Annotated in this window: 17 protein-coding genes; 11 read left to right on the top strand and 6 right to left on the bottom strand. The window is 60.5% G+C overall.

The genetic code is table 11. The annotated features are described in order from the left end of the window. Positions 1 to 108: 108 nt before the first annotated feature. Positions 109 to 2,829 carry a magnesium-translocating P-type ATPase gene (mgtA, locus tag PSH97_RS17385; protein WP_305445983.1) on the bottom strand — a complete coding sequence of 907 codons (2,721 nt, stop codon included), beginning with the start codon at positions 2,827 to 2,829 and terminating at the stop codon, positions 109 to 111. A gap of 316 nt (positions 2,830 to 3,145) precedes the next feature. Next, on the bottom strand, positions 3,146 to 3,442 hold the full coding sequence (locus PSH97_RS17380) for a hypothetical protein (RefSeq protein WP_305445982.1): 297 nt from the start codon (positions 3,440 to 3,442) through the stop codon (positions 3,146 to 3,148). Between the two features lie 450 nt (positions 3,443 to 3,892). Between PSH97_RS17380 and PSH97_RS17375 the strand changes: the two genes are divergently transcribed. Together PSH97_RS17375 and PSH97_RS17370 are read left to right on the top strand one after the other, a co-directional pair. Continuing rightward, entirely contained in the window at positions 3,893 to 5,011 is a 1,119-nt protein-coding gene (locus tag PSH97_RS17375) for an NAD(P)/FAD-dependent oxidoreductase (protein WP_305445981.1), read from the top strand. 136 nt (positions 5,012 to 5,147) lie between these two features. Continuing rightward, positions 5,148 to 5,654, top strand: coding sequence for a DinB family protein (locus tag PSH97_RS17370; protein WP_305445980.1), 507 nt, complete (start codon positions 5,148 to 5,150; stop codon positions 5,652 to 5,654). A 154-nt stretch (positions 5,655 to 5,808) separates the two neighbouring features. Here the strand turns inward: PSH97_RS17370 and PSH97_RS17365 are convergent, their stop codons facing one another. After that, entirely contained in the window at positions 5,809 to 7,203 is a 1,395-nt protein-coding gene (locus PSH97_RS17365) for a sensor histidine kinase (RefSeq protein WP_305445979.1), read from the bottom strand. Further along, a complete protein-coding gene (locus tag PSH97_RS17360; protein ID WP_052966859.1) occupies positions 7,181 to 7,864 on the bottom strand; it encodes a response regulator transcription factor in 684 nt (227 codons plus the stop codon). Before PSH97_RS17360 ends, PSH97_RS17365 begins: the two co-directional genes overlap by 23 nt. 271 nt (positions 7,865 to 8,135) lie before the next feature. Here PSH97_RS17360 and PSH97_RS17355 point away from each other — a divergent pair, with 271 nt between their 5' ends. From PSH97_RS17355 to hcnC, 5 genes are all read left to right on the top strand, one after another. After that, on the top strand, positions 8,136 to 9,062 hold the full coding sequence (locus PSH97_RS17355) for a hypothetical protein (RefSeq protein ID WP_305445978.1): 927 nt from the start codon (positions 8,136 to 8,138) through the stop codon (positions 9,060 to 9,062). Positions 9,063 to 9,293: 231 nt separating this feature from the next. Continuing rightward, a complete protein-coding gene (locus tag PSH97_RS17350; protein WP_305445977.1) occupies positions 9,294 to 9,833 on the top strand; it encodes a hypothetical protein in 540 nt (179 codons plus the stop codon). Between the two features lie 212 nt (positions 9,834 to 10,045). Then, positions 10,046 to 10,360, top strand: coding sequence for a (2Fe-2S)-binding protein (locus PSH97_RS17345; protein WP_305445976.1), 315 nt, complete (start codon positions 10,046 to 10,048; stop codon positions 10,358 to 10,360). Continuing rightward, complete coding sequence (hcnB, locus tag PSH97_RS17340) at positions 10,357 to 11,766, top strand: cyanide-forming glycine dehydrogenase subunit HcnB (protein ID WP_305445975.1); 1,410 nt, start codon at positions 10,357 to 10,359, stop codon at positions 11,764 to 11,766. Before PSH97_RS17345 ends, hcnB begins: the two co-directional genes overlap by 4 nt. Further along, a complete protein-coding gene (hcnC, locus tag PSH97_RS17335; protein WP_305445974.1) occupies positions 11,759 to 13,018 on the top strand; it encodes a cyanide-forming glycine dehydrogenase subunit HcnC in 1,260 nt (419 codons plus the stop codon). The genes hcnB and hcnC overlap by 8 nt, the downstream gene beginning before the upstream one ends. Before the next feature lie 198 nt (positions 13,019 to 13,216). On the opposite strand, the gene PSH97_RS17330 is transcribed toward hcnC, so the two are convergent. Together PSH97_RS17330 and PSH97_RS17325 are read right to left on the bottom strand one after the other, a co-directional pair. Further along, entirely contained in the window at positions 13,217 to 13,828 is a 612-nt protein-coding gene (locus PSH97_RS17330; protein WP_305445973.1) for a glutathione S-transferase, read from the bottom strand. A gap of 76 nt (positions 13,829 to 13,904) precedes the next feature. Then, positions 13,905 to 14,825: a MurR/RpiR family transcriptional regulator gene (locus PSH97_RS17325; RefSeq protein ID WP_305445972.1), complete on the bottom strand. Its 921-nt coding sequence runs from the start codon at positions 14,823 to 14,825 to the stop codon at positions 13,905 to 13,907. 310 nt (positions 14,826 to 15,135) lie between these two features. Between PSH97_RS17325 and PSH97_RS17320 the strand changes: the two genes are divergently transcribed. The 4 genes from PSH97_RS17320 to PSH97_RS17305 all read left to right on the top strand — a co-directional run bounded on the left by PSH97_RS17320 (position 15,136) and on the right by PSH97_RS17305 (position 20,477). Beyond that, positions 15,136 to 17,073, top strand: a complete 1,938-nt coding sequence (locus PSH97_RS17320) for a bifunctional 5-dehydro-2-deoxygluconokinase/5-dehydro-2-deoxyphosphogluconate aldolase (RefSeq protein WP_305445971.1) — start codon at positions 15,136 to 15,138, stop codon at positions 17,071 to 17,073. Positions 17,074 to 17,244: 171 nt separating this feature from the next. Beyond that, positions 17,245 to 18,138 (top strand): myo-inosose-2 dehydratase, encoded by an 894-nt coding sequence (iolE, locus tag PSH97_RS17315; RefSeq protein WP_305426466.1) that lies wholly within the window; start codon positions 17,245 to 17,247, stop codon positions 18,136 to 18,138. Then, complete coding sequence (gene iolB, locus PSH97_RS17310; RefSeq protein ID WP_305445970.1) at positions 18,135 to 18,944, top strand: 5-deoxy-glucuronate isomerase; 810 nt, start codon at positions 18,135 to 18,137, stop codon at positions 18,942 to 18,944. The genes iolE and iolB overlap by 4 nt, the downstream gene beginning before the upstream one ends. Before the next feature lie 30 nt (positions 18,945 to 18,974). Continuing rightward, positions 18,975 to 20,477, top strand: coding sequence for a CoA-acylating methylmalonate-semialdehyde dehydrogenase (locus tag PSH97_RS17305; RefSeq protein ID WP_305445969.1), 1,503 nt, complete (start codon positions 18,975 to 18,977; stop codon positions 20,475 to 20,477). Positions 20,478 to 20,486 lie beyond the last annotated feature (9 nt).

The following is a 20,486-nucleotide window of genomic DNA, read 5'->3' as shown; positions in this document are numbered from 1 at the left end:
ACATCTCTTTTGAATGTCAGCCAGCTATCGCGGGCAAGCCCGCTCCCACAGGGATTGTGGCGTTCAAGTCATTTGGGTTTTGCCCCCTCACTTCGAGGGCTCAGGCCATCAGAACCATTGCTTGAAGCGACGGATGTAGAGGGTTTTCATGATTTGCGCGAACACGCAGTAGCTGAGCAAGGTGCCGACCAGCCATGGGAAGTACGCCCACGGCAGCGGTTGCAGACCGACCAGCGTGCCCAATGGCGAGAACGGAATGTAGATGCCCAGCACCATCACCAGCCCGGTCATCAGGATCACCGGCAACGCCGCGGTGCTCTGGAAAAACGGGATTTTCTGGGTGCGCAGCATGTGCACCACGAGGGTCTGGGACAGCAGCCCTTCAATGAACCAGCCAGACTGGAACAGGCCCTGCATTTCCACGCTGTTGGCGGCGAACACGTACCACATCACCGCGAAGGTGGTTATATCGAAGACCGACGAGGTCGGCCCGATCCACAGCATGAAACGACCGATGTTCTTCGCGTCCCATTTGCGGGGCTTGCGCAGGAATTCCTTGTCCATCTTGTCCCACGGCAGCGCCAGCTGAGAGAGGTCGTACATGAGGTTTTGCAGCAGCAGGTGGATCGATAGCATCGGCAGGAACGGAATGAACGCACTGGCCACCAGCACCGAGAACACGTTACCGAAGTTGGAGCTGGCGGTCATGTTCAGGTACTTCATGATATTGCCGAAGGTTTCGCGGCCCTTGAGCACACCTTCTTCGAGCACCATCAGGCTCTTTTCCAGGAGAATGATATCGGCCGATTCCTTGGCGATGTCGGTGGCGCTGTCCACCGAAATGCCTACGTCGGCATCGCGCAGGGCAGGGGCGTCGTTGATGCCGTCACCGAGGAAACCCACAGTGTGACCGTTGGCCTGCAACGCCTTGAGCACCCGGGATTTCTGCAGCGGGGTGAGCTTGGCGAACACCGTGCGTTCCTCGACCCGCGCCTTGAGGGTGGCGTCGTCCATCTTCTCGATGTCTTGGCCGAGCAGCGGCGTGCCGGGTTCCAGACCGACTTCGCGGCAGATCTTGCAGGTCACCACGGCGTTGTCGCCGGTCAGCACCTTGACGGTCACGCCCATGTCGCGCAGCGCGGCAATCGCCGGGCCAGCGGTTTCCTTCGGTGGATCGAGGAAGGTCAGGAGGCCGCGAATCACCAGGTCGCGTTCGTCACTGGTTGCGTACTGGTTTTTCGTCTGTGCCTTCGGGATCTCGCGGGTGGCGACCAACAGCACCCGGAAGCCGTCCCGGTTGTACTCGTTGGCCAGGGCCAGCAGCGCCTGGCGACGCTGATCATCCAGTGCCACGACAGTGCCGTTTTCATGGACGTGGCTGGCGATGCTCAGCATTTCCTCGACCGCGCCTTTGCACACCATCAGGTGATCGTCGCGGCTGTCCTTGACGATGATCGACAGGCGCCGACGCACGAAGTCGAACGGCAGTTCATCGACCTTGCTGTAGGCGAACGGCACGCGGAATGTTGGATTGCGATTGGCGAACTGCACCACCGCCTGATCCATCAGGTTTTTCAAACCGCTCTGGTGGTGGCTGTTGAGCCAGGCCAGTTCCAGCAGCGAATCGTCGCGCTGGCCATTGATGTCGACATGGTGCTCAAGAATGATCTTGTCCTGGGTCAGGGTGCCGGTCTTGTCGGTGCACAGTACGTCCATCGAACCGAAGTTCTGAATCGCGTTGAGGCGCTTGACCACCACTTTGCGCTTGGCCATGGCCATGGCGCCTTTGGCCAGGTTGGCGCTGACGATCATCGGCAGCATTTCCGGAGTCAGGCCGACCGCCACCGCCAGTGCAAACAGGAACGCATCGCTCCAGTCACCTTTGGAGAAGCCGTTGAGCAGGAACACGATCGGCACCATGACCAGCATGAAACGGATCAGCAACCAGCTGACGCTGTTCACCCCGCGGTCGAACGCGGTTTGCACCCGTGAGCCGACAATGGCTTTGGCCAGTGAGCCGAAGTAGGTGCGCGAACCGGTCGCGACCACCACCGCCTTGGCGGTGCCGCTGACCACGTTGGTGCCCATGAAGCAGATGTTTTGCAGGTCGAGCAGGCTGGATTGATCGGCTGCGCTGCTGGTGGCTGACTTCTGCGCCACGTGGCCGAGGGTATCGTATTTTTCCACCGGCAAGGCTTCGCCGGTGAGTACGGCCTGGCTGATGAACAGGTCGCGGGATTCGATCAGGCGGATGTCCGCCGGGATCATGTCGCCAGCGCTGAGCTGCACGATGTCGCCGGCCACCAGTTCGCGCATCGGCACCTCGCGCAGCATCGGTGGGCGGCCCTTTTGCTGGCGACGCAGGACGGTGGCGGTGGTGCGCACCATGGCCTTGAGGGTTTCGGCGGACTTGGCCGAGCGGTATTCCTGCCAGAACCGCAGCAGGCTGCTCAGGCTGACCATGGTCATGATGATAATGACCTTGGTCAGGTCGGCGTCGTCGCCTTCACCCTGGCTGATCGGCAGCCAGTAGTCGGTGAAAAAACTGATGCCGGCCAGGGTCAGCAGCACATAGATGAAGGGATTGTTCAGGGCTTTGAGCAGTTGGACGATGGCGTGAGGCGGCTTGTCGTGGGCGACTTCGTTGTGGCCTCCACGCGCCAGACGGCCTTCAGCTTCGAGTTCGGTCAAACCGTCAGCGGTGGCGTTGAGGTTGGAGAGGGTTACGGCCAGGCCGTTTTGCGCTTCCCGGGCGGCACGCATCGACAGCTTGGCGTTGTCGCTGGAGGCGCCGCGGGTGGTTTTTTTTGCGGTTTTTACAAGGGTCATTACTGTGCTCCTGCCGCAGGCTTGCGGCACGACACACAGGTACTCAGCTAATCAAAGACGAGCGCACGTATGTCGAGCCGCAAATACGCGATCGAGTCGGATGATTGTGTTTTGATGTTTTAACGTTCGCTGTCCATCAACTAGTACGTGACAGGCAGCGAACCGACTACTGGCGTCGTCCATAACTAACTCCAATAAAGTTTGTTTTTAACAGGCAACAGTAAGTTGTCGGATTTCGTTTTAAGAAAACCGTTCAGGAAGGACTTTGGAAGCTTCTTAAAATCAAAAGCTCCTTAAAATAAAAAGTGCCTTCAAATCAATTGAAAGTGCGTGCCCCGACGTACAGGCTGAGCATCAGGCTCGCCTGCTGGAAGAGGCGCGCGATGCGCCGACTCGGTGGGTACTGGCTTTCGTCGAAGCTCCAGCGTTGCTGAAGCCGGCCCGTCGTCGGGCAGACGCGCCAGTTGGCACGAGGCTGTGCCTTGGCGTGGGCAGAAGGGGCGCAAAACGGGGCGCTGGGCCGAGTCGTCGACAGACGCTCACGGCAAAGCTTGACCCGCATGGTCGATGCAAAGGCGCGTACGCCTGGCATAACAGTGGTTTTGAAGTTCATAACATGCCTCTGGGCCGGACTGATTCCGGTGAGGCAAGTTACGGTGGAGCCTCAGGCTCTAGCGCAGCTCACCCGACCGAAAAGTCGAGTCCCGTCATTGTCTGGGTTATGTGCCAGATCCTGCCTGTTCGCAGTAATCCGACAGCGACTAGATACTGTGTCCATTGGATTCTTTTGTGAGTTGATAAAAGGCCGTTGTTATCGGCCCGGGCAATTTACTGAGCGAGGCGGGTGAAGTCAATCGTAAAAGTGCACTTAATGGCCGGTTAAACGGGGTTCGGTTATTAAAGTATGTAGTGGTTCAGCTAATTGACAGTTAGTTATCGTTTTGATGACCGTTGGATGGAACCCTATGTAACCCGTGATGGGATCTTGGTGGTCATGCTGGCGATAATCTCCAGCGTGGTCGATTATCGGCAGCCAGGGCTGGCTTGAATGCGTGGAGGGCAGGTGAGCGTCGATATTGAATGCGTGGTGGTCGGGGCCGGTGTGGTCGGGCTGGCGGTGGCCAGGGCCCTGGCGCGGACCGGGCGAGAAGTGATTCTGGTCGAGGCGGGCGAGGGGATTGGCGTGGGCATCAGCTCGCGCAACTCGGAAGTGATCCACGCCGGCATCTATTACCCGAACGGCAGTCTCAAGGCGCAATTGTGCGTGGAAGGCAGGCAACGGCTGTATGCCTTCTGCGATGAGCGCGGCGTCGATTACCAGCGTCTCGGCAAGCTGATCGTGGCCACTGATGACCACCAGCGCCATGCCTTGCAGGTATTGCTGGAGCAGGGCCGGCGTAACGGCGTTGATGACTTGCAATGGCTGGATGCCGGGCAGGCGCGGGCGCTTGAACCGGCGCTGTCCTGTATTGCCGCGCTCTGGTCGCCGTCCACCGGTATTATCGATTCCCATGCCCTGATGCTGGCGCTTCAGGCAGACACCGAAGCGTGCGGTACTTCGATAGCCTTTCACACGCCATTGGAATCAGCCCGTTGCACCGGGCACGGTTTTGAGTTGCACATGGGTGGGGCTCAGCCGATGACGTTGAGCTGTCGTCAATTGATCAACTGCGCGGGGTTGTCCGCGCCTGAAGTGGCGAGCCGGATCGAAGGCTTGCCGGCGCAGCACGTGCCCAAGGCCTGGCTGTGCAAGGGCAGTTATTTCAGTTTCAGCGGCCGGGCGCCGTTTCGGCATCTGGTTTACCCGGCGCCGGAAAGCGCTGGGCTGGGTGTGCACATGACCCTGGACCTGGGCGGTCAGGCGCGTTTCGGGCCGGATGTCGAATGGGTCGAGCAAGTCGATTACCGTGTCGATCCCCGCCGTAGCGACAGTTTCTATCAGGCGATCCGGCGCTACTGGCCGGCGTTGCCCGATGACAGCCTGCAACCGGCCTACAGCGGCATTCGCCCGAAGATCAGCGGACCGAGCGAGCCGGCCGCCGACTTCGTCATCAGCGGTCCGGATGTGCATGGCGTGCCGGGGTTGGTCAATCTGTTCGGCATAGAATCGCCGGGGCTGACCAGTTGCCTGGCGCTGGCCGACCGGGTGGTGCAAATACTAGCCGCTCCGCATTCCTTGTAGCAGCTGGCGCAGCCTGCGTTCGGCTGCGCCAGCTGCTACAAAGTCGCGTACGGTGTGACCGATGATCAGCGTTTACGATGCTGCCAGCCGCGAGGACTATTCTTGGCAATGCGCCCATCTTCATGGGAGACCTCAGATGATCAACGTACGCACTGCCCGCATGCTCGCCGATTACAGGCGCTGGGCCGATCAGCGACTCTTCGACAGCCTCATGGCGCTGCCACCGGAAGAGCTCAACCGCAAACGGGTGTCGGTGTTCAACAACATCATCGGCACCTTGAACCACATCTACGTGGTGGACTGCATCTGGCAAGCCCACCTGGAGGGCCGAGGGCACGACTTCAAAACCTCCCATGACCTGCTCCATACCGAACTCCCCGAGCTGCGAATGGCGCAACAGGAGATCGATCAATGGTTCTGTGGATGGGCCTCGGCCCAGACCGACGATTCGCTGGATAAACCCATCGAATTCACCTCCGTCTCGGAGGAAAGCGGGGTCATGAGCGCCGGCGCGATGCTGTTGCACGTGGTCAACCACGCCAGTTATCACCGAGGCTGGGTGGTCCAGATGTACGTCGAGATTCCGGCCTTGCCGCCGATCACTGATCTGCCAGTGTTTCTGCGCGAGGTTCCCGGGTATTGAGTCGAACTCCACCAATTCCCGCCCCATACAAATCCCCTGTGGGAGCGGGCTTGCCCGCGATAGCGGAGTGTCAGGCGACATATTTTTCTCTGTCAGGCCGCCATCGCGGGCAAGCCCGCTCCCACAGGTTATGTGTCAGTTCAGATGATTTGGGTCAGGCCTGGGGAATCAGGCTCTGCCGGCAATCGAGGACCAACAGCGCACCACCCAGTTCGCTGCTGCCTACTTCCAGCGTAAACCCATGCAGGCTGATAATCGCCGCGACGATCGACAACCCCAGCCCGAAACCGCTTTGCGGGTTACCGCCCTCGGCGCGATAGAAACGCTGAAACACCGCCTCCCGTTCGGCCAGCGCAATCCCGGGGCCTGAGTCGAGTACTTCGATTCGTGTATGCCCAGCGTCATTCACCCCACGCAAAATCACCTTGCCACCCGGCGGCGTGAATTTGATCGAGTTGCTCAGCAAATTCGCCACGGCTTCGAACAACAGCGCCCGGTCGCCGTTGAGCCGGGGCAGGAACTCGGGCAGTTGCAGTTCAAAGGTCAGTTCGCCTTCTTCGGCCAGCGGCAGATAAAAGTCATGCAGCTCTTGCAGCAACGGCACCGGGTCCAGTTGCACGAAACCCGAACGACGCTGGCGATCCTCCAGCTCGGAAATCCGTAGCAAGCCACGAAAACGCGCCATCAAGGTGTCGGCCTCGCCGAGCACCGAATCCAGTTGCACAGCCAGCGTCGAACCGTCATCGGCCTGCTGCTGAATCCGGTACAGCTGCGCCCGCAGGCGCGTCAGCGGTGTACGCAGGTCATGGGCGATGTTGTCGCACACGCCCTTGACCTCGTTCATCAAGCGCTCGATGCGTTCGAGCATGGCGTTGACGATGGCGGCGAGCATGTCCAGCTCATCACGGCGGTTGGACAGCGGCAGGCGTCGGGTCAAGTCGCCGGCAACGATGGCTTCGGCGCTGGCCTGGATCGCCCGGATCCGCCGTAGCGGCCGTCGTCTCAATAAGTGCCAGCCGGCGATGCCGGGCAGAATGGTCAGCGACACGCCCCACAGCAGCGCGTGCAGGATGATCCGGGTCACGGCAAACAACGAACCGTTGTCCCGCACCAGCACCAGCCAGCGCCCATCCAGGGTCCATGTCGCCACGGCATCGCAGCTGTCGGTGGGCAGGGTCGGGTCGTCGGCGTCGACGCAGTCGCTGAGGATGTGAATCTTGCCGTCCAGCGGCAGGCCTTGAGGGATCTGGCGCAAGGGGCCGCTGAGGTAGCGCTGCTGGTCATCGAACAGGCCATAGGCATCGATGCCGCGAATGTCGAAGGTCACACTGGCGGCGAGGGCGTCCTCCAATTGCTCGCCCTGAAAGCGGGAAAACAGATGCTGGCGTTGCATCAACGAATGCTTGGCCAGGGTGTCCAGGTAGCTGGACACCTCGTAGTACATGACGCCCATGAGAATTCCGCTCCAGGCCACGAACAGCGAACTGTAGAGCGCCAGCAAGCGGCTGCTGGAGGAGCGCCAGCCTTTAGAGGGGTTCAGCAATGACATAACCCGAGCCTCGCACCGTCCGAATCAGTGGGACTTTGCCTGGCGGGTCGATCTTTTTGCGCAGACGGCCGATGTGCACGTCGATCAGGTTGGTGCCAGGGTCGAAGTGATAACCCCAGACCTCTTCGAAAATCATCATCCGCGACAGAATCTGCCCGGTGTTGCGCATCAGAAATTCCAGCAACTTGTACTCGGTGGGCAACAGCGTCAGCAACTGGCTGTCGCGGCTGGCCTCGTGGCTGATCAGGTTCAGCTCCAGATCGGCCACGCGCAATGTGGTGGCCTGGGCGGTCACGGTGTTTTGCCGGCGCAGCAAGACTTCGACCCGGGCGGCCATTTCATCGGTGGCGAAAGGTTTGGTCAGGTAATCGTCGCCGCCGGCGCGCAAGCCGCGAACCCGTTCATCGACATCGGAGAGGGCGCTGATCATCAGGATCGGCGTGGCCACGCCCATGGTGCGCAGGGTGGTGACAATCGCCAGACCATCGAGCTCCGGCAGCATGCGGTCGAGGGTGATCAAGTCGTAGTCGCCGCTGACCGCACGCTCCAGGCCTTCACGGCCATTGTCGACCCAATCCACGTCGAGGCCGTGGCTACTCAGTTCGGCGACGATTTCCCGGGCGGTCACAGCGTCGTCTTCGATGGTCAAGATGCGGGTCATAAGGGCTTGCCTGGTTAGGTGTTCAAGACGTTGCACGGCATTTTGCCAAGAAATGATCGATGGTTTTCTAAATAAAATTTCATGCAGGCATCGTTTTGATCAATGCATAAAACCCGCCGCCAAGGCCGTATCCTTGCAAACTGCATGATCCTGAGAAGTTCATTGTTTTCAACGCATTGAAATAGAACGATTTATCCAAGGGGCGCGACTGGCACGTTGACTGCAATTGCTCGTTTGACGAGTTGTAACACCTGCCTGGAGCACTACAACAATGAACAGATCCTCTGATGGTTTTTATCCTGTCGCAGATGAGTTCAGCACGCTCTCGGGCGTGTCCTGGGCCGCTATCTTCGCCGGGGCAGCAGCGGCTGCGGCGTTGTCGCTGATTCTCGTACTGCTTGGTTTTGGCCTGGGTTTTTCGGTGGTTTCGCCCTGGGCCCATGAAGGCATCAGCGCCAAGAGCCTGGGTATCTCGACGATTATCTGGCTGGCCTTTACCCAGCTCGTGGCGTCCGGACTTGGCGGCTACATCGCCGGTCGCCTGCGGGTGAGGTGGGCCTACATGCACGGCGATGAGGTCTACTTCCGTGACACGGCCCATGGTTTCCTGGCCTGGTGTATCGCGACGCTGGTGACCGCGACCCTGGTGGTCGGCTCGGTCAGCAACATCGTCAGCGGCGGCGTGCAGGCCGGGGCCACGGTCGCCGGCGGTGCTGCCAGCGCCATGACCCAGGCTGTCAGCGATGCCGACAGTGATCCGTACGGCTACTTTATCGACAGTCTGTTCCGCGATGATCGCCCGGTCGCTGTCAGCGATGACGCCGCCTACGGCATCGTCACCCGCATCTTCGCACGCAGCCTGAGCAATGACGGCCAACTGGCGGTCGAGGATCGAGCCTATCTGGCGCAACTGATCGCCCAGCGGACCAACCTCACCCAAGCGGACGCCGAGCGTCGTGTCGATGAAGTCTATGCCCGCACCCAAAAAGCCGTGGCAGACGCCAAAATGGCTGCGGAACAGGCGGCCAAAGCCGCTGCCTTGACCGCGTTGTGGATGTTCGTCGCGCTGCTGGCCGGTGCATTTTTTGCCAGCCTCGCCGCGATTTTCGGCGGTCGTCGTCGGGATGCCGTGGAGTACCTGGAAACCGATGCCTACGTCACCACCACCACAACCACGACGCTGCCACCTGTTCGCTAACCCAGGAGAACCATCATGCGCTCTTTATTGCTGTTCTTTCTCGGCATACCGATCCCGATCATCATTCTGATTGCCTTGCTGACGTGACCCCTTGAGGCACTTGCCTGCGCCGCTTCTATCTCAGGTAGAAGCGGCGTTTTGCTTTTCGGATGCCCAAGCAGCGAGAATCGCCCCAGCGGGAGCACATCCGCTCCCACTTTTAATGTTGTGTTGCCTGACAGGAGAAATACCTTGGACAAAAAGGAAAGCAAACGGCAACTGGTGGCGATGCTCGAAAGCGGGCGCTCGAAGACCGAAATTTTCAAGACGCTGTCCGGCGGCGAGGTCAAGGATCGGGTGCTGGCATACTGGATCGGTGCCTATGCGGACCCTGCGCTGTGTCAGCGGCACTCCGGCAAGATCAAGACCTTACTTTTTCTGATCATTGTCCAGGCGTTGCTCGGTGCAGTCTTCGGGTTCTTCCTCGGCTCGATGATCGGGCCAGGTGCCACCGTGTTTTTCACCCTGTTTGCCGCAGGGGTGCCGCTGCTGTTCGCTTGGGGCTTTTACAGAAACGTCGCCCAGGCCTACACCATTTACGTGATCCTGTCCTTGAGCCAGTTTCCGCGAATGTTCCAGGGGTTTGAGGAGGATCCGCTGCTGACGCTCGTCGGTGCAGGGATCACCCTGGGCATGGTGTTTTTTGTCGCTTATCTCAAAACGCTGTTGTTCCCGGACCTGGGCTTCCTGGGCTCGAAGAAGGTCAAAGGGCACTACGTTTTTTCCAGCTGACGATCTGTGAAGAGTGCGGCAGTTTTTATTGGCCTGGATCAATATTTCGTTCGGGGGTATGCCTTACCGTGAACAATCCAGGCCCTTGCTGCGACATCGACTAGTGCTCGAGCAGGCCCCCTCGTTTTTGTATCTCATCGGGCCACCGCAAGTGTAAGTGCAGCATGGAGCTGAACAACCCTTACCTGAACTTTTCAAGGATGAACTTCGCGATGCAACGCCAAGACAGAACCTTCGATATTCAGCCGCTGATGCAGGCGGACATGACCGTGCGCATCAATGGCCAAACCGTCAACGCCGCCATCGGCGAAACCGTCCTGACGGTCATTCAATCACTGGGCATTCGCCAAGTGGCCCGTAACGATCACGATCAAGTCAGCGGTGCCTATTGCGGCATGGGCGTGTGCCAATGCTGCCTGGTGAAAATCAATGGCCGACACAAACGACGCGCGTGCCAGACGATCGTGCGTGAGGGCATGAGCGTCGAAACCCAAGTCAACCGAATCGCCGGGCAGGAGGTGTTATGAGCCTGCGCCCGGTGATCGTCGGCGGTGGGCCGGCGGGTATGGCAGCAGCCATTGAACTGGCCCGGCACGGTGTGCGTTGCACCTTGCTTGAAGAAGCCTCGCGGCTCGGCGGCGTGGTTTATCGCGGCCCCTTGCGCGATGGCGTCCAGCTGGATTATCTGGGGCCACGCTATTCGGAAGCGCTGTCCAAACTGCATGGAGCGTTTTGGAAGCAGTCGGGCTTGATCGACGTGCGCTTGAACCATCGCGTGGTCGGTGCCGAAGGCACTCGCGCACTGGTGGCGCTGGACGCCGATGAGCGCTTGCAGGAGATCGAGTATTCGCAGTTGCTGCTGGCTGCCGGTTGCCATGAACGCAGCGTGCCATTTCCCGGCTGGACCTTGCCTGGCGTGATTCTGTTGGGTGGTCTGCAACTGCAAATCAAGAGCGGCGTCGTTAAACCGCAGGGGCCGGTGGTGATCGCGGGCACCGGTCCGTTGTTGCCGCTGGTGGCCTGCCAACTGCACACGTCCGGGGTGAGCGTCGCCGGGGTTTACGAGGCGTGCGCGTTCGGCAAGATCGCTCGGGAAAGCCTCGCGCTATTGAACAAACCGCAGCTGTTTCTCGATGGTTTGAGCATGCTCGCGTACCTGAAACTGCACGGCATCCCCATGCACTATGGCTGGGGCGTGGTCGAGGCACAGGGCGAGGGTGACTTGAGTTCGGTGACCGTCGCGCCGTACTCCAGCACTTGGGAGCCGGACCTGAGTCGCGCCGAGCAACTTGCCGCGCAGACCCTGGCGGTCGGCTACGGCTTCATGCCACGCACCCAACTCAGCCAGCAAATGGGCTTGAATCACAGTTTCAGCGACGACGGCTATCTGCGGGCCAGCGCCAATGTCTGGCAGCAAAGCAGCGAGCCCCATGTGCACCTGGCCGGTGACATGGGCGGGATTCGCGGGGGCGAGGCGGCCATGCTCGCGGGACGGATTGCGGCAGTGTCGATCCTGCTGCAACGCAATGTGCTGGACTTGGAACTGGCACTTGTCAGGCGCGACCGTTACCTGTCGAAACTCAAGTCCATCGTGCGCTTTCGCGCCGCCGTCGACCGCTACACCGAACGCGGCGCCGGGCAGACTGCATTGCCGGCCGCCGACACGGTGATTTGCCGCTGTGAACACGCGACTCGCGCCGACATCGATCGGGCGCTGGAGCAGGGTGTGCAAGACCTGGCCGGCCTGAAAATGCGCACCCGTGTGAGCATGGGCGATTGTCAGGGACGCATGTGTGTGGGCTATTGCACCGACCGTTTGCGAGAAGCCACCGGCCGGCAGGATGTGGGTTGGTTGCGACCACGTTTTCCTGTCGATCCGATTCCTTTTTCAGCGTTCCAGTCTGTCGGCACGGAGGCCGCAAGCCATGAGTAAGCGCTATGACGTGGTCATCGCCGGCGGCGGTGTGATCGGGGCGTCCTGTGCCTATCAATTGTCCAAGCGCAAACACCTGAAAATCGCGCTGATCGACGCCAAGCGTCCGGGCAACGCGACCCGTGCTTCGGCCGGTGGCCTGTGGGCGATCGGCGAGTCGGTGGGCCTGGGTTGCGGGGTGATCTTCTTCCGCATGATGTCGGCCAATCGCAAGCGCGAAGCCCATGGCGCGGCCGTGGCGGTGGATTCCAGCACGCCGCACATTCTGCCGCAGTCGTTCTTCGATTTTGCCTTGCAGTCCAATGCGATGTATCCGGACCTGCACCGGGAGTTGCAGGTGAATCACGGGATGGATTTCAAGTTCGAAAAGACCGGACTGAAATTCGTGATCTATGACGATGAAGACCGGCTCTACGCCGAACACATCGTCGCTTGCATTCCACAGCTGGCGGATCAGGTGCGCTGGCTCGATCAAGCGGAACTGCGCGAAGCCGAACCGAGTGTCAGCCATGAGGCGAGGGGCGCGCTGGAGTTTCTCTGCGACCATCAGGTCAGCCCGTTCCGCCTGGCCGATGCCTACACCGAAGGCGCGCGGCAGAACGGTGTGGATCTGTATTTCAACACCAACGTCACCGATGTGTTGCACCACGGCTCGCGGGTCAGCGGCGTGCAGACCGCCGAGGCCGGCGTGTTCCGTTGCGATACGCTGATCAACGCCGCCGGTGCCTGGGCCGCCGACCTCAGCGAGCAGGCCACCGGCATTCGCATTCCGGTGAACCCGGTGAAGGGCCAGATCCTGCTGACCGAGCGCATGCCGAAGATCCTGCATGGGTGCCTGACCACCAGCGACTGCTATGTGGCGCAGAAAGACAACGGCGAAATCCTGATCGGCAGCACCACCGAAGACAAGGGTTTCGACGTGACCACCACCTACCCGGAAATCAGCGGCCTGGTGCAAGGCGCGCTGCGTTGCATTCCGGCGCTGGCCGACATCAACCTGAAACGCTGCTGGGCGGGGTTGCGTCCGGGCTCGCCGGATGAGCTGCCGATTCTCGGACCGATGAAAGGGGTAGAGGGTTACCTGAATGCCTGCGGACATTTCCGCACCGGCATTCTGACGTCGGCGATCACCGGGGTATTGCTGGACAAACTGGTGAACAACGAGCCGTTGCCGCTGGACATCACACCGTTTCTGGCGGATCGGTTTGCAGGGGGGCCGGAGGTTGAACCTGAGGGAATGGAAATGGTTTGAGGACGCCTTCGCGGGCAAGTCGGATCGCCGCACCGCTCGCTCCTACAGGTCATGCGCCGATCATACGGGCACTGATCCCCTGTGATGATCGTTCCCACGCTCCGCGTGGGAATGCCGCCCCGGACGCTCCGCGTCCGATATGACGCAGAGCGTCATTGGATGCATTCCCACGCAGAGCGTGGGAACGATCGTTGTGGCTCAGTTAATCGGCGTACCGACAAACACCTCAAGCCCCTCGGCATACGCCGTGAACGCGCTGATCCGCGCAAACTGCGCGGCGTCCACCTGATCCGGCACCACCAGGTTGGTAAAACTCCAGGCCACCGCCAGGGAAATCCCGTCCTGCGCAATCGAACCGTCGGTCTTCAACGGCTGTTTTTCCAGCTCCCGCTCCAGTGCCGAATACGCCGCAGCGAGTTGACCTTCAACCCGTTCCACCCAAGGCGCGTACTGAATCTCCGCGGGCCGCAGGTTGCGTTCGTAGTAAAGCTGCACTGACTTTTCGCACGCCGCCAACGCCAGGCCAGTCAGCCGCAGCGAGCGCAAGCGTTGATCCAGATTGTTGGGTATCAGGCTTTTACCCGGCGCGGCCAGAGCCTCCAGGTAGTCGATGATCAGCGTCGAATCCATCAACACCTCGCCATCATCCAGCACCAGGGTCGGCGCCTTCACCACGGGGTTGATCTGCTGGAATTGCTCGAAGGTCCTGAACACCGAAACCGACTCGTGCTCCAGCGGTATGCCCAGGTATTTGGCGGAAATGGCGACGCGCCGCACGTAGGGCGAATCCAGCATGCCGATCAGTTTCATTGAGCCTCTCCTTACAGACGGTCCTTGGGGATGGACAACCTTAGCCGAGGTTCAGCGACGTGCAAACGGCCTTGCGTTAATCCTCAAAGCCTACTTGCTCTTGAATCTCATCAACCTTCAATTCCAGTCGATAAGCCACCGCGATGAACAGCGCCTGGCACAGGCACAAGGTCGCACTCAACGAGCGGAAGGCAAACGAGCTGCCTTCGTTGACCAACAGCACGGTGTTGGCGCGCTTGGCCAACGGTGAAAGGTTGCTGTCGGTGATGATCAGGGTTTTCGCCTGATTGTGCTGGGCAATACGCAGGCAGTGCTGGGTTTCCTTGCCGTAGGGCGTGAAGCTGATGGCGATCACCAGGTCATTGGCGCGCACGCTGCGCATCTGCTCGCGATAGCTGCCGCCAAGGCCCGACACCAAATGGATTCGCTTGTTGGTGTGTTGCAGGTTGTAGACCAGGTAATCGGCCACCGCGAACGAACGGCGCACCCCGACCACATAGATGTTGTCGGCATTCACCACCAGGTCCACGGCCTTGTCGAAGGCTTGGTCATCGAGTTCCAGCCCCAGCCGTTCGATGCCCGACAGGGTGGCGTTGATGCACTCGCGCGCCAGATCGCCGCCACTGGCCTTCTGGGACTTGTTGGCGATCATGCTGCGGATGCGTTGCTGGTAATTCTGCACCGGTGTGGTCTTGTGGGTGTAGGCCTCGCGAAACAGCGCCTGCATTTCGCTGAACCCACTGAACCCGAAGCGCTGGGAAAACCGCACGATGGCCGACGGGTGCACTTCGCATTCGCGGGCGATGTCGCTGATGCGGTCGACCATGATCCGGTCGCTCTGCTGGCTCATGTAGCTAGCGATGCGTTTGAGCTGGCGCGGCAGGCTTTCGTATTCCTCGGTGATCAGCTGCAACAGACGCTCGGCATTGATCGGGGGGCTGACGAGATCGCTGTCGGGCGTGCTCTCGGTCGTAGCCGGCTGATCGGTGCGGGACATAAGGAATCCTTCTGGCTTGTTCTTATAGAGATGACAGGCGGGTCATCCCCTGACAATAGATTGGCTGTGCGCAGTCTACAGGGTAGGCCGGAATAAAATCTTGAGCTTGCGGCCGTCATCGGGTCTGCTGAAACGATGCACTGTGTCTGGAGCGCTTGTGTTGAAGTTTATTGGAAAAAATATTCCACGTAAAAAATATTTGGAATAATTATTGATTGTTCGGTCCCGGTCGTTTTAGTCTGCATCCACCAAGAGTGTTCGGCGCCTTCATCGCCCCGAACGCAGGCTGATAAAAATAACAGGAGCCAGCATGGGCCAGACTCGTTTTGCCAGTGGGCGTCAATTGGATCTGATTTGCCTGGGGCGCCTAGGCGTCGACCTCTATGCGCAGCAAGTCGGGGCGCGGCTGGAGGATGTGAGCAGCTTCGCCAAATACCTCGGCGGCTCGTCCGCTAACATCGCCTTCGGCACCGCTCGGCTGGGGCTGAAGTCGGCGATGCTGAGCCGGGTTGGGGATGACCACATGGGTCGCTTCCTCGTTGAATCCCTGACCCGCGAAGGCTGCGACGTCAGCGGCATCAAGGTCGATCCGGAACGCCTGACCGCCATGGTCCTGCTGGGCCTCAAGGACCGCGAAACCTTTCCTCTGGTGTTCTACCGCGAAAACTGCGCCGACATGGCGCTGCGGGCCGAAGACATCAACGAAGCCTTTATCGCCTCCAGCAAAGCCTTGCTGATCACCGGCACCCATTTCTCCACCGACGGCGTCTACAAGGCGAGCATCCAGGCACTGGACTATGCCGAGAAGCACAACGTCAAACGGGTGCTGGACATCGATTATCGCCCGGTGCTCTGGGGCCTGGCCGGCAAGGCGGACGGCGAAACCCGGTTCGTCGCCGATCAGAACGTCAGCCAGCACGTGCAGGAAATCCTCCCGCGTTTCGACCTGATCGTCGGTACTGAAGAAGAATTCCTGATCGCCGGCGGTTCCGAGGATTTGCTCACCGCATTGCGCAACGTCCGGCAACTGAGCGCGGCGACGTTGGTGGTCAAGCTCGGTCCGCAAGGCTGCACGGTGATTCACGGGGTGGTCCCGGCGCGTCTCGAAGACGGCGCGATCTATCCCGGTGTGCGCGTCGAAGTGCTGAATGTGCTGGGGGCCGGCGATGCCTTCATGTCGGGTTTCCTCAGCGGCTGGCTGGAGGATGCCAGCGACGAGCGCTGCTGCCAGTTGGCCAATGCCTGCGGCGCTTTGGTGGTGTCGCGCCATGCCTGCGCCCCGGCGATGCCGACCCGCGCCGAACTCGACTATCTATTCAACAGCCCGGTGCCGATTACCCGGCCGGATCAGGACGCCGTGTTGCAGCGTTTGCATCAGGTCAGCGTACCGCGCAAACAGTGGAAGCAACTGTTCATTTTTGCCTTCGACCATCGCGGGCAACTGGTGGAGCTGGCCCACAAGGGCGGGCGCGACCTGAACGCGATCGGCGAGCTCAAACAACTCTTTATCAAAGCCGTGGAGCGGGTCGAAGCGGATTTGCGTGAGCAGGGCGTCGAGGCCGACGTTGGCTTGTTGGCGGATCAACGCTTCGGTCAGGACGCGCTGAACGCCGCCACCGGTCGCGGCTGGTGGGTGGCGCGGCCGGTGGAAGTGCAGGGGTCGCGACCATTGGCGTTCGAACACGGGCGCTCGATTGGCAGCAACCTGATCGCCTGGCCACAAGAGCAGATCATCAAATGCCTGGTGCAATTCCACCCCGACGACGAGCCGTTGCTGCGTCTGGAGCAGGAAGCGCAGATCAAGGGTTTGTATCAGGCCTCGCAAGTCAGCGGTCATGAACTGCTGCTGGAGATTATTCCGCCCAAGGATCATCCGTCGACGCATCCGGACGTGCTGTATCGCGCGCTCAAACGCCTCTACAACCTGGGCATCTACCCGGCGTGGTGGAAGATCGAAGCGCAAAGCGCCGAGGAATGGAAACAACTCGACGAGCTGATTCAGGAACGCGATCCGTATTGCCGTGGCGTGGTGCTGCTGGGCCTGAATGCGCCAGCGGCGGCGTTGGCCGAAGGGTTTCAGCAGGCCAGCCAAAGCCAGACCTGTCGTGGTTTTGCCGTAGGCCGGACGATTTTCCAGGAGCCGAGCCGCGCGTGGATGGCCGGTGAAATCGACGACGAAACGCTGATCCGCCAGGTGCAGGGCACGTTCGTCGAATTGATCGATGCCTGGCGCACGGCCCGGGCTTGATGAAACCCCGCAATACCTGTGGGAGCGGGCTTGCCCGCGATGACGGCGGCACATTCAACATCAATGTGACAGCTAGATCGCAATCGCGGGCAAGTCGAATCGTCGCACCGCCACTCCCACAGGGTTTTGTGTCGCTCTTACTGGTTATGTAAAACAATAAAAGGTGCAGCCATGCCCGCTATCCGAATTGGCATCAACCCGATCTCCTGGAGCAACGACGACCTGCCGTCCCTCGGTGGCGAGACGCCGTTGAGCACCGCCCTCAGCGAAGGCAAGGACATCGGCTACGAAGGCTTCGAACTCAACGGTAAATTCCCCAAGGATGCCAAAGGCGTCGGCGACGTGCTGCGGCCCTACGACCTGGCGCTGGTCTCCGGCTGGTATTCCAGCCGTCTGGCCCGCCGTTCCGTGGCCGAGGAAATCGACGCCATCGCCAGCCATGTCGAGCTGCTGGCGAAGAATGGCGCCAAGGTGCTGGTCTATGGCGAAGTCGCCGACTCCATTCAAGGCCAGCGCATTCCACTGGTCGAGCGCCCGCGTTTCCACACTGAACAAGCCTGGCAGGAATACGCCGACAAACTCACCGAACTGGCGCGTTTCACCTTGTCTCAAGGCGTGCGCCTGGCCTATCACCACCACATGGGCGCCTACGTCGAATCCCCGGCAGACATCGACAAGTTGATGGCGCTGACCGGCAGTGAAGTCGGCCTGCTGTTCGATTCAGGCCACTGCTACATGGGCGGCGGTGAACCCTTGCAGGTGCTGCGCAAACACATCGAACGCATCTGCCACGTGCATTTCAAGGACGTGCGCAAACCGGTGGTGCAACTGGCGCGCAACAACCTGTGGAGCTTCCCCGATTGCATCATCAACGGCACCTTCACCGTGCCCGGCGATGGCGATATCGACTTCGGCGCCTTGCTCGACGTCCTGCTGGGCGCCGATTACCACGGCTGGCTGGTAGTGGAAGCCGAGCAGGATCCGGCGGTGGCACCGAGTTACGTCTACGCCAAAAAAGGCTACGACACCCTGCGAGCGCTGCTCAACGAGAGGACCGCGCGATGAGCCTGTTGGTCAAGAGCAATGCGCGCGGTCGGACCATGGTCGAGTTGGGGCAAGGGGAGCTGGAATACGTCGGTTTCGCCGCTTACCGCCTGAGCCTTGGCGAAACCCTGCCGGTCAGCGCCGGCGACAAGGAACTGTGTCTGGTGCTGCTCAGCGGTCGGGTCAGCATCAAGGGTGAAGCGCCGGGGCAGGGCGCGTTCGATTGGGACAACATCGGTGATCGCCAATCGGTGTTCGAAGACAAATCCCCGTTCGCGGCGTACTTGCCTCCGGGCAGTCAGGCGCAAGTGGTCGCGCTCAGTGAAGTGCAAATCGCCGTCTGTGCCGCCTCCGGTTCAACCGCCGAAAACCTTGGCCCACGGCTGATCAAGCCCGACACCATGAAACGCAGCGTGCGCGGCAAAGGCGCGAATACCCGTTACGTCTGCGACATCCTGCCGGACACCGAACCGGCCCATTCGCTGCTGGTGGTGGAAGTGCGCACGCCGTCGGGTCACTCGTCGAGCTACCCGCCGCACAAGCACGACACCGACGATCTGCCGCATCAGAGCTTTCTCGAAGAAACCTATTACCACCAGATCAACCCGCCCCAAGGCTTCGTGTTCCAGCGGGTCTACACCGACGACCGCAGCATCGACCAGGCCATGGCCGTGGAAAACAGCGACTTGGTGGTCGTGCCCAAGGGTTATCACCCGGTCAGCGTGCCCTACGGCTACGAGTCGTATTACCTGAACGTGATGGCCGGCCCGAAACGCGTCTGGCAGTTCCATAACGATCCGCAGCACAGTTGGCTACTGGATCTCTGAATTTCAACATTCGAACGGAGAACAAGAACAATGAATGACGCCCCGGTAATAGGCCATTACATCGACGGCCAGGTGCAAGACAGCGGCAGCGAGCGGTTCAGCAATGTCTTCAATCCGGCCACCGGCGCGGTTCAGGCGCGGGTCGGGCTGGCCAGCCAGAAGACCGTGGACGACGCCGTCGCCTCAGCCCTGAAGGCGTTCCCGGCCTGGTCCGAGCAATCGTCCCTGCGCCGTTCGCGGGTAATGTTCAAGTTCAAGGAACTGCTCGACCGTCATCACAACGAACTGGCGCAAATCATCAGCCGCGAACACGGCAAGGTGTTCTCGGACGCCAAGGGCGAAGTGACGCGCGGCATCGAAATCGTCGAATACGCCTGTGGCGCACCGAACCTGCTGAAAACCGAGTTCAGCGACAACATCGGCGGTGGCATCGACAACTGGAACCTGCGCCAGCCGTTGGGCGTTTGTGCCGGCGTAACCCCGTTCAACTTCCCGGTGATGGTGCCGCTGTGGATGATCCCGCTGGCGCTGGTCACCGGTAACTGCTTCATCCTCAAACCCTCCGAGCGCGATCCGTCGGCCAGTTTGCTGATGGCGAAATTATTGACCGAAGCCGGGTTGCCGGACGGCGTGTTCAACGTGGTCCAGGGCGACAAGGCCGCGGTCGACGCCTTGCTGCAACACCCGGACATCGAGGCGATTTCCTTTGTCGGTTCGACGCCGATTGCCGAGTACATCCACCAGCAAGCGACTTCGCGCGGCAAACGCGTACAGGCGCTGGGCGGGGCGAAGAACCACATGATTGTCATGCCCGATGCCGATCTGGACCAAGCGGCTGACGCGTTGATCGGTGCCGCGTACGGCTCGGCCGGCGAACGCTGCATGGCGATTTCGATTGCCGTGGCGGTCGGTGACGTCGGCGACCAACTGATTGCCAAACTGCTGCCGCGCATCGATCAACTGAAAGTCGGCAACGGCATGCAGGGCGACAGCGACATGGGGCCGCTGGTAACCGCCGAGCACAAGGCCAAGGTTGAGGGTTTTATCGGCGAAGGCGTGGCCCAGGGCGCGCAGCTGATTGTCGACGGGCGCAACTTCAAGGTGCCGGGGGCCGAGAACGGCTTCTTCGTCGGCGCGACGCTGTTCGATAACGTCACGACCGAGATGAGCATCTACCAGCAAGAGATTTTCGGGCCGGTGCTGGGCATCGTGCGGGTGCCGGATTTCGCCAGCGCCGTGGCACTGATCAACGCCCATGAATTCGGTAACGGCGTGTCCTGTTTCACCAGCGACGGCGGCATTGCTCGCTCGTTTGCCCGCAACATCAAGGTCGGCATGGTCGGCATCAACGTACCGATTCCGGTGCCCATGGCCTGGCACTCGTTCGGCGGCTGGAAGCGCTCGTTGTTCGGTGATCATCACGCGTACGGCGAAGAAGGCATCCGCTTCTACAGCCGCTACAAAAGCGTGATGCAGCGCTGGCCCGACAGCATTGCCAAGGGCCCTGAATTCAGCATGCCGACAGCCAAATAATTCACTTGT

Source organism: Pseudomonas cucumis, assembly GCF_030687935.1.
GTDB lineage: Bacteria > Pseudomonadota > Gammaproteobacteria > Pseudomonadales > Pseudomonadaceae > Aquipseudomonas > Aquipseudomonas cucumis.
Note: the sequence above shows the minus strand (reverse complement) of the source record. Positions and strands in the feature narration are given on the sequence as shown.

Bases quoted from the DNA above. Each gene is read 5' to 3' on its own strand.
- PSH97_RS17325 (WP_305445972.1), bottom strand. From the start codon at position 14,825: ATGTCCCGCACCGATCAGCCGGCTACGACCGAGAGCACGCCCGACAGC.
- PSH97_RS17360 (WP_052966859.1), bottom strand. From the start codon at position 7,864: ATGACCCGCATCTTGACCATCGAAGACGACGCTGTGACCGCCCGGGAA.
- iolB (WP_305445970.1), top strand. From the start codon at position 18,135: ATGAGCCTGTTGGTCAAGAGCAATGCGCGCGGTCGGACCATGGTCGAG.
- PSH97_RS17380 (WP_305445982.1), bottom strand. From the start codon at position 3,442: ATGAACTTCAAAACCACTGTTATGCCAGGCGTACGCGCCTTTGCATCG.
- PSH97_RS17365 (WP_305445979.1), bottom strand. From the start codon at position 7,203: ATGTCATTGCTGAACCCCTCTAAAGGCTGGCGCTCCTCCAGCAGCCGC.
- mgtA (WP_305445983.1), bottom strand. From the start codon at position 2,829: ATGACCCTTGTAAAAACCGCAAAAAAAACCACCCGCGGCGCCTCCAGC.
- PSH97_RS17355 (WP_305445978.1), top strand. From the start codon at position 8,136: ATGAACAGATCCTCTGATGGTTTTTATCCTGTCGCAGATGAGTTCAGC.
- PSH97_RS17305 (WP_305445969.1), top strand. From the start codon at position 18,975: ATGAATGACGCCCCGGTAATAGGCCATTACATCGACGGCCAGGTGCAA.
- PSH97_RS17345 (WP_305445976.1), top strand. From the start codon at position 10,046: ATGCAACGCCAAGACAGAACCTTCGATATTCAGCCGCTGATGCAGGCG.
- iolE (WP_305426466.1), top strand. From the start codon at position 17,245: ATGCCCGCTATCCGAATTGGCATCAACCCGATCTCCTGGAGCAACGAC.
- PSH97_RS17370 (WP_305445980.1), top strand. From the start codon at position 5,148: ATGATCAACGTACGCACTGCCCGCATGCTCGCCGATTACAGGCGCTGG.
- hcnB (WP_305445975.1), top strand. From the start codon at position 10,357: ATGAGCCTGCGCCCGGTGATCGTCGGCGGTGGGCCGGCGGGTATGGCA.
- PSH97_RS17330 (WP_305445973.1), bottom strand. From the start codon at position 13,828: ATGAAACTGATCGGCATGCTGGATTCGCCCTACGTGCGGCGCGTCGCC.
- PSH97_RS17320 (WP_305445971.1), top strand. From the start codon at position 15,136: ATGGGCCAGACTCGTTTTGCCAGTGGGCGTCAATTGGATCTGATTTGC.
- hcnC (WP_305445974.1), top strand. From the start codon at position 11,759: ATGAGTAAGCGCTATGACGTGGTCATCGCCGGCGGCGGTGTGATCGGG.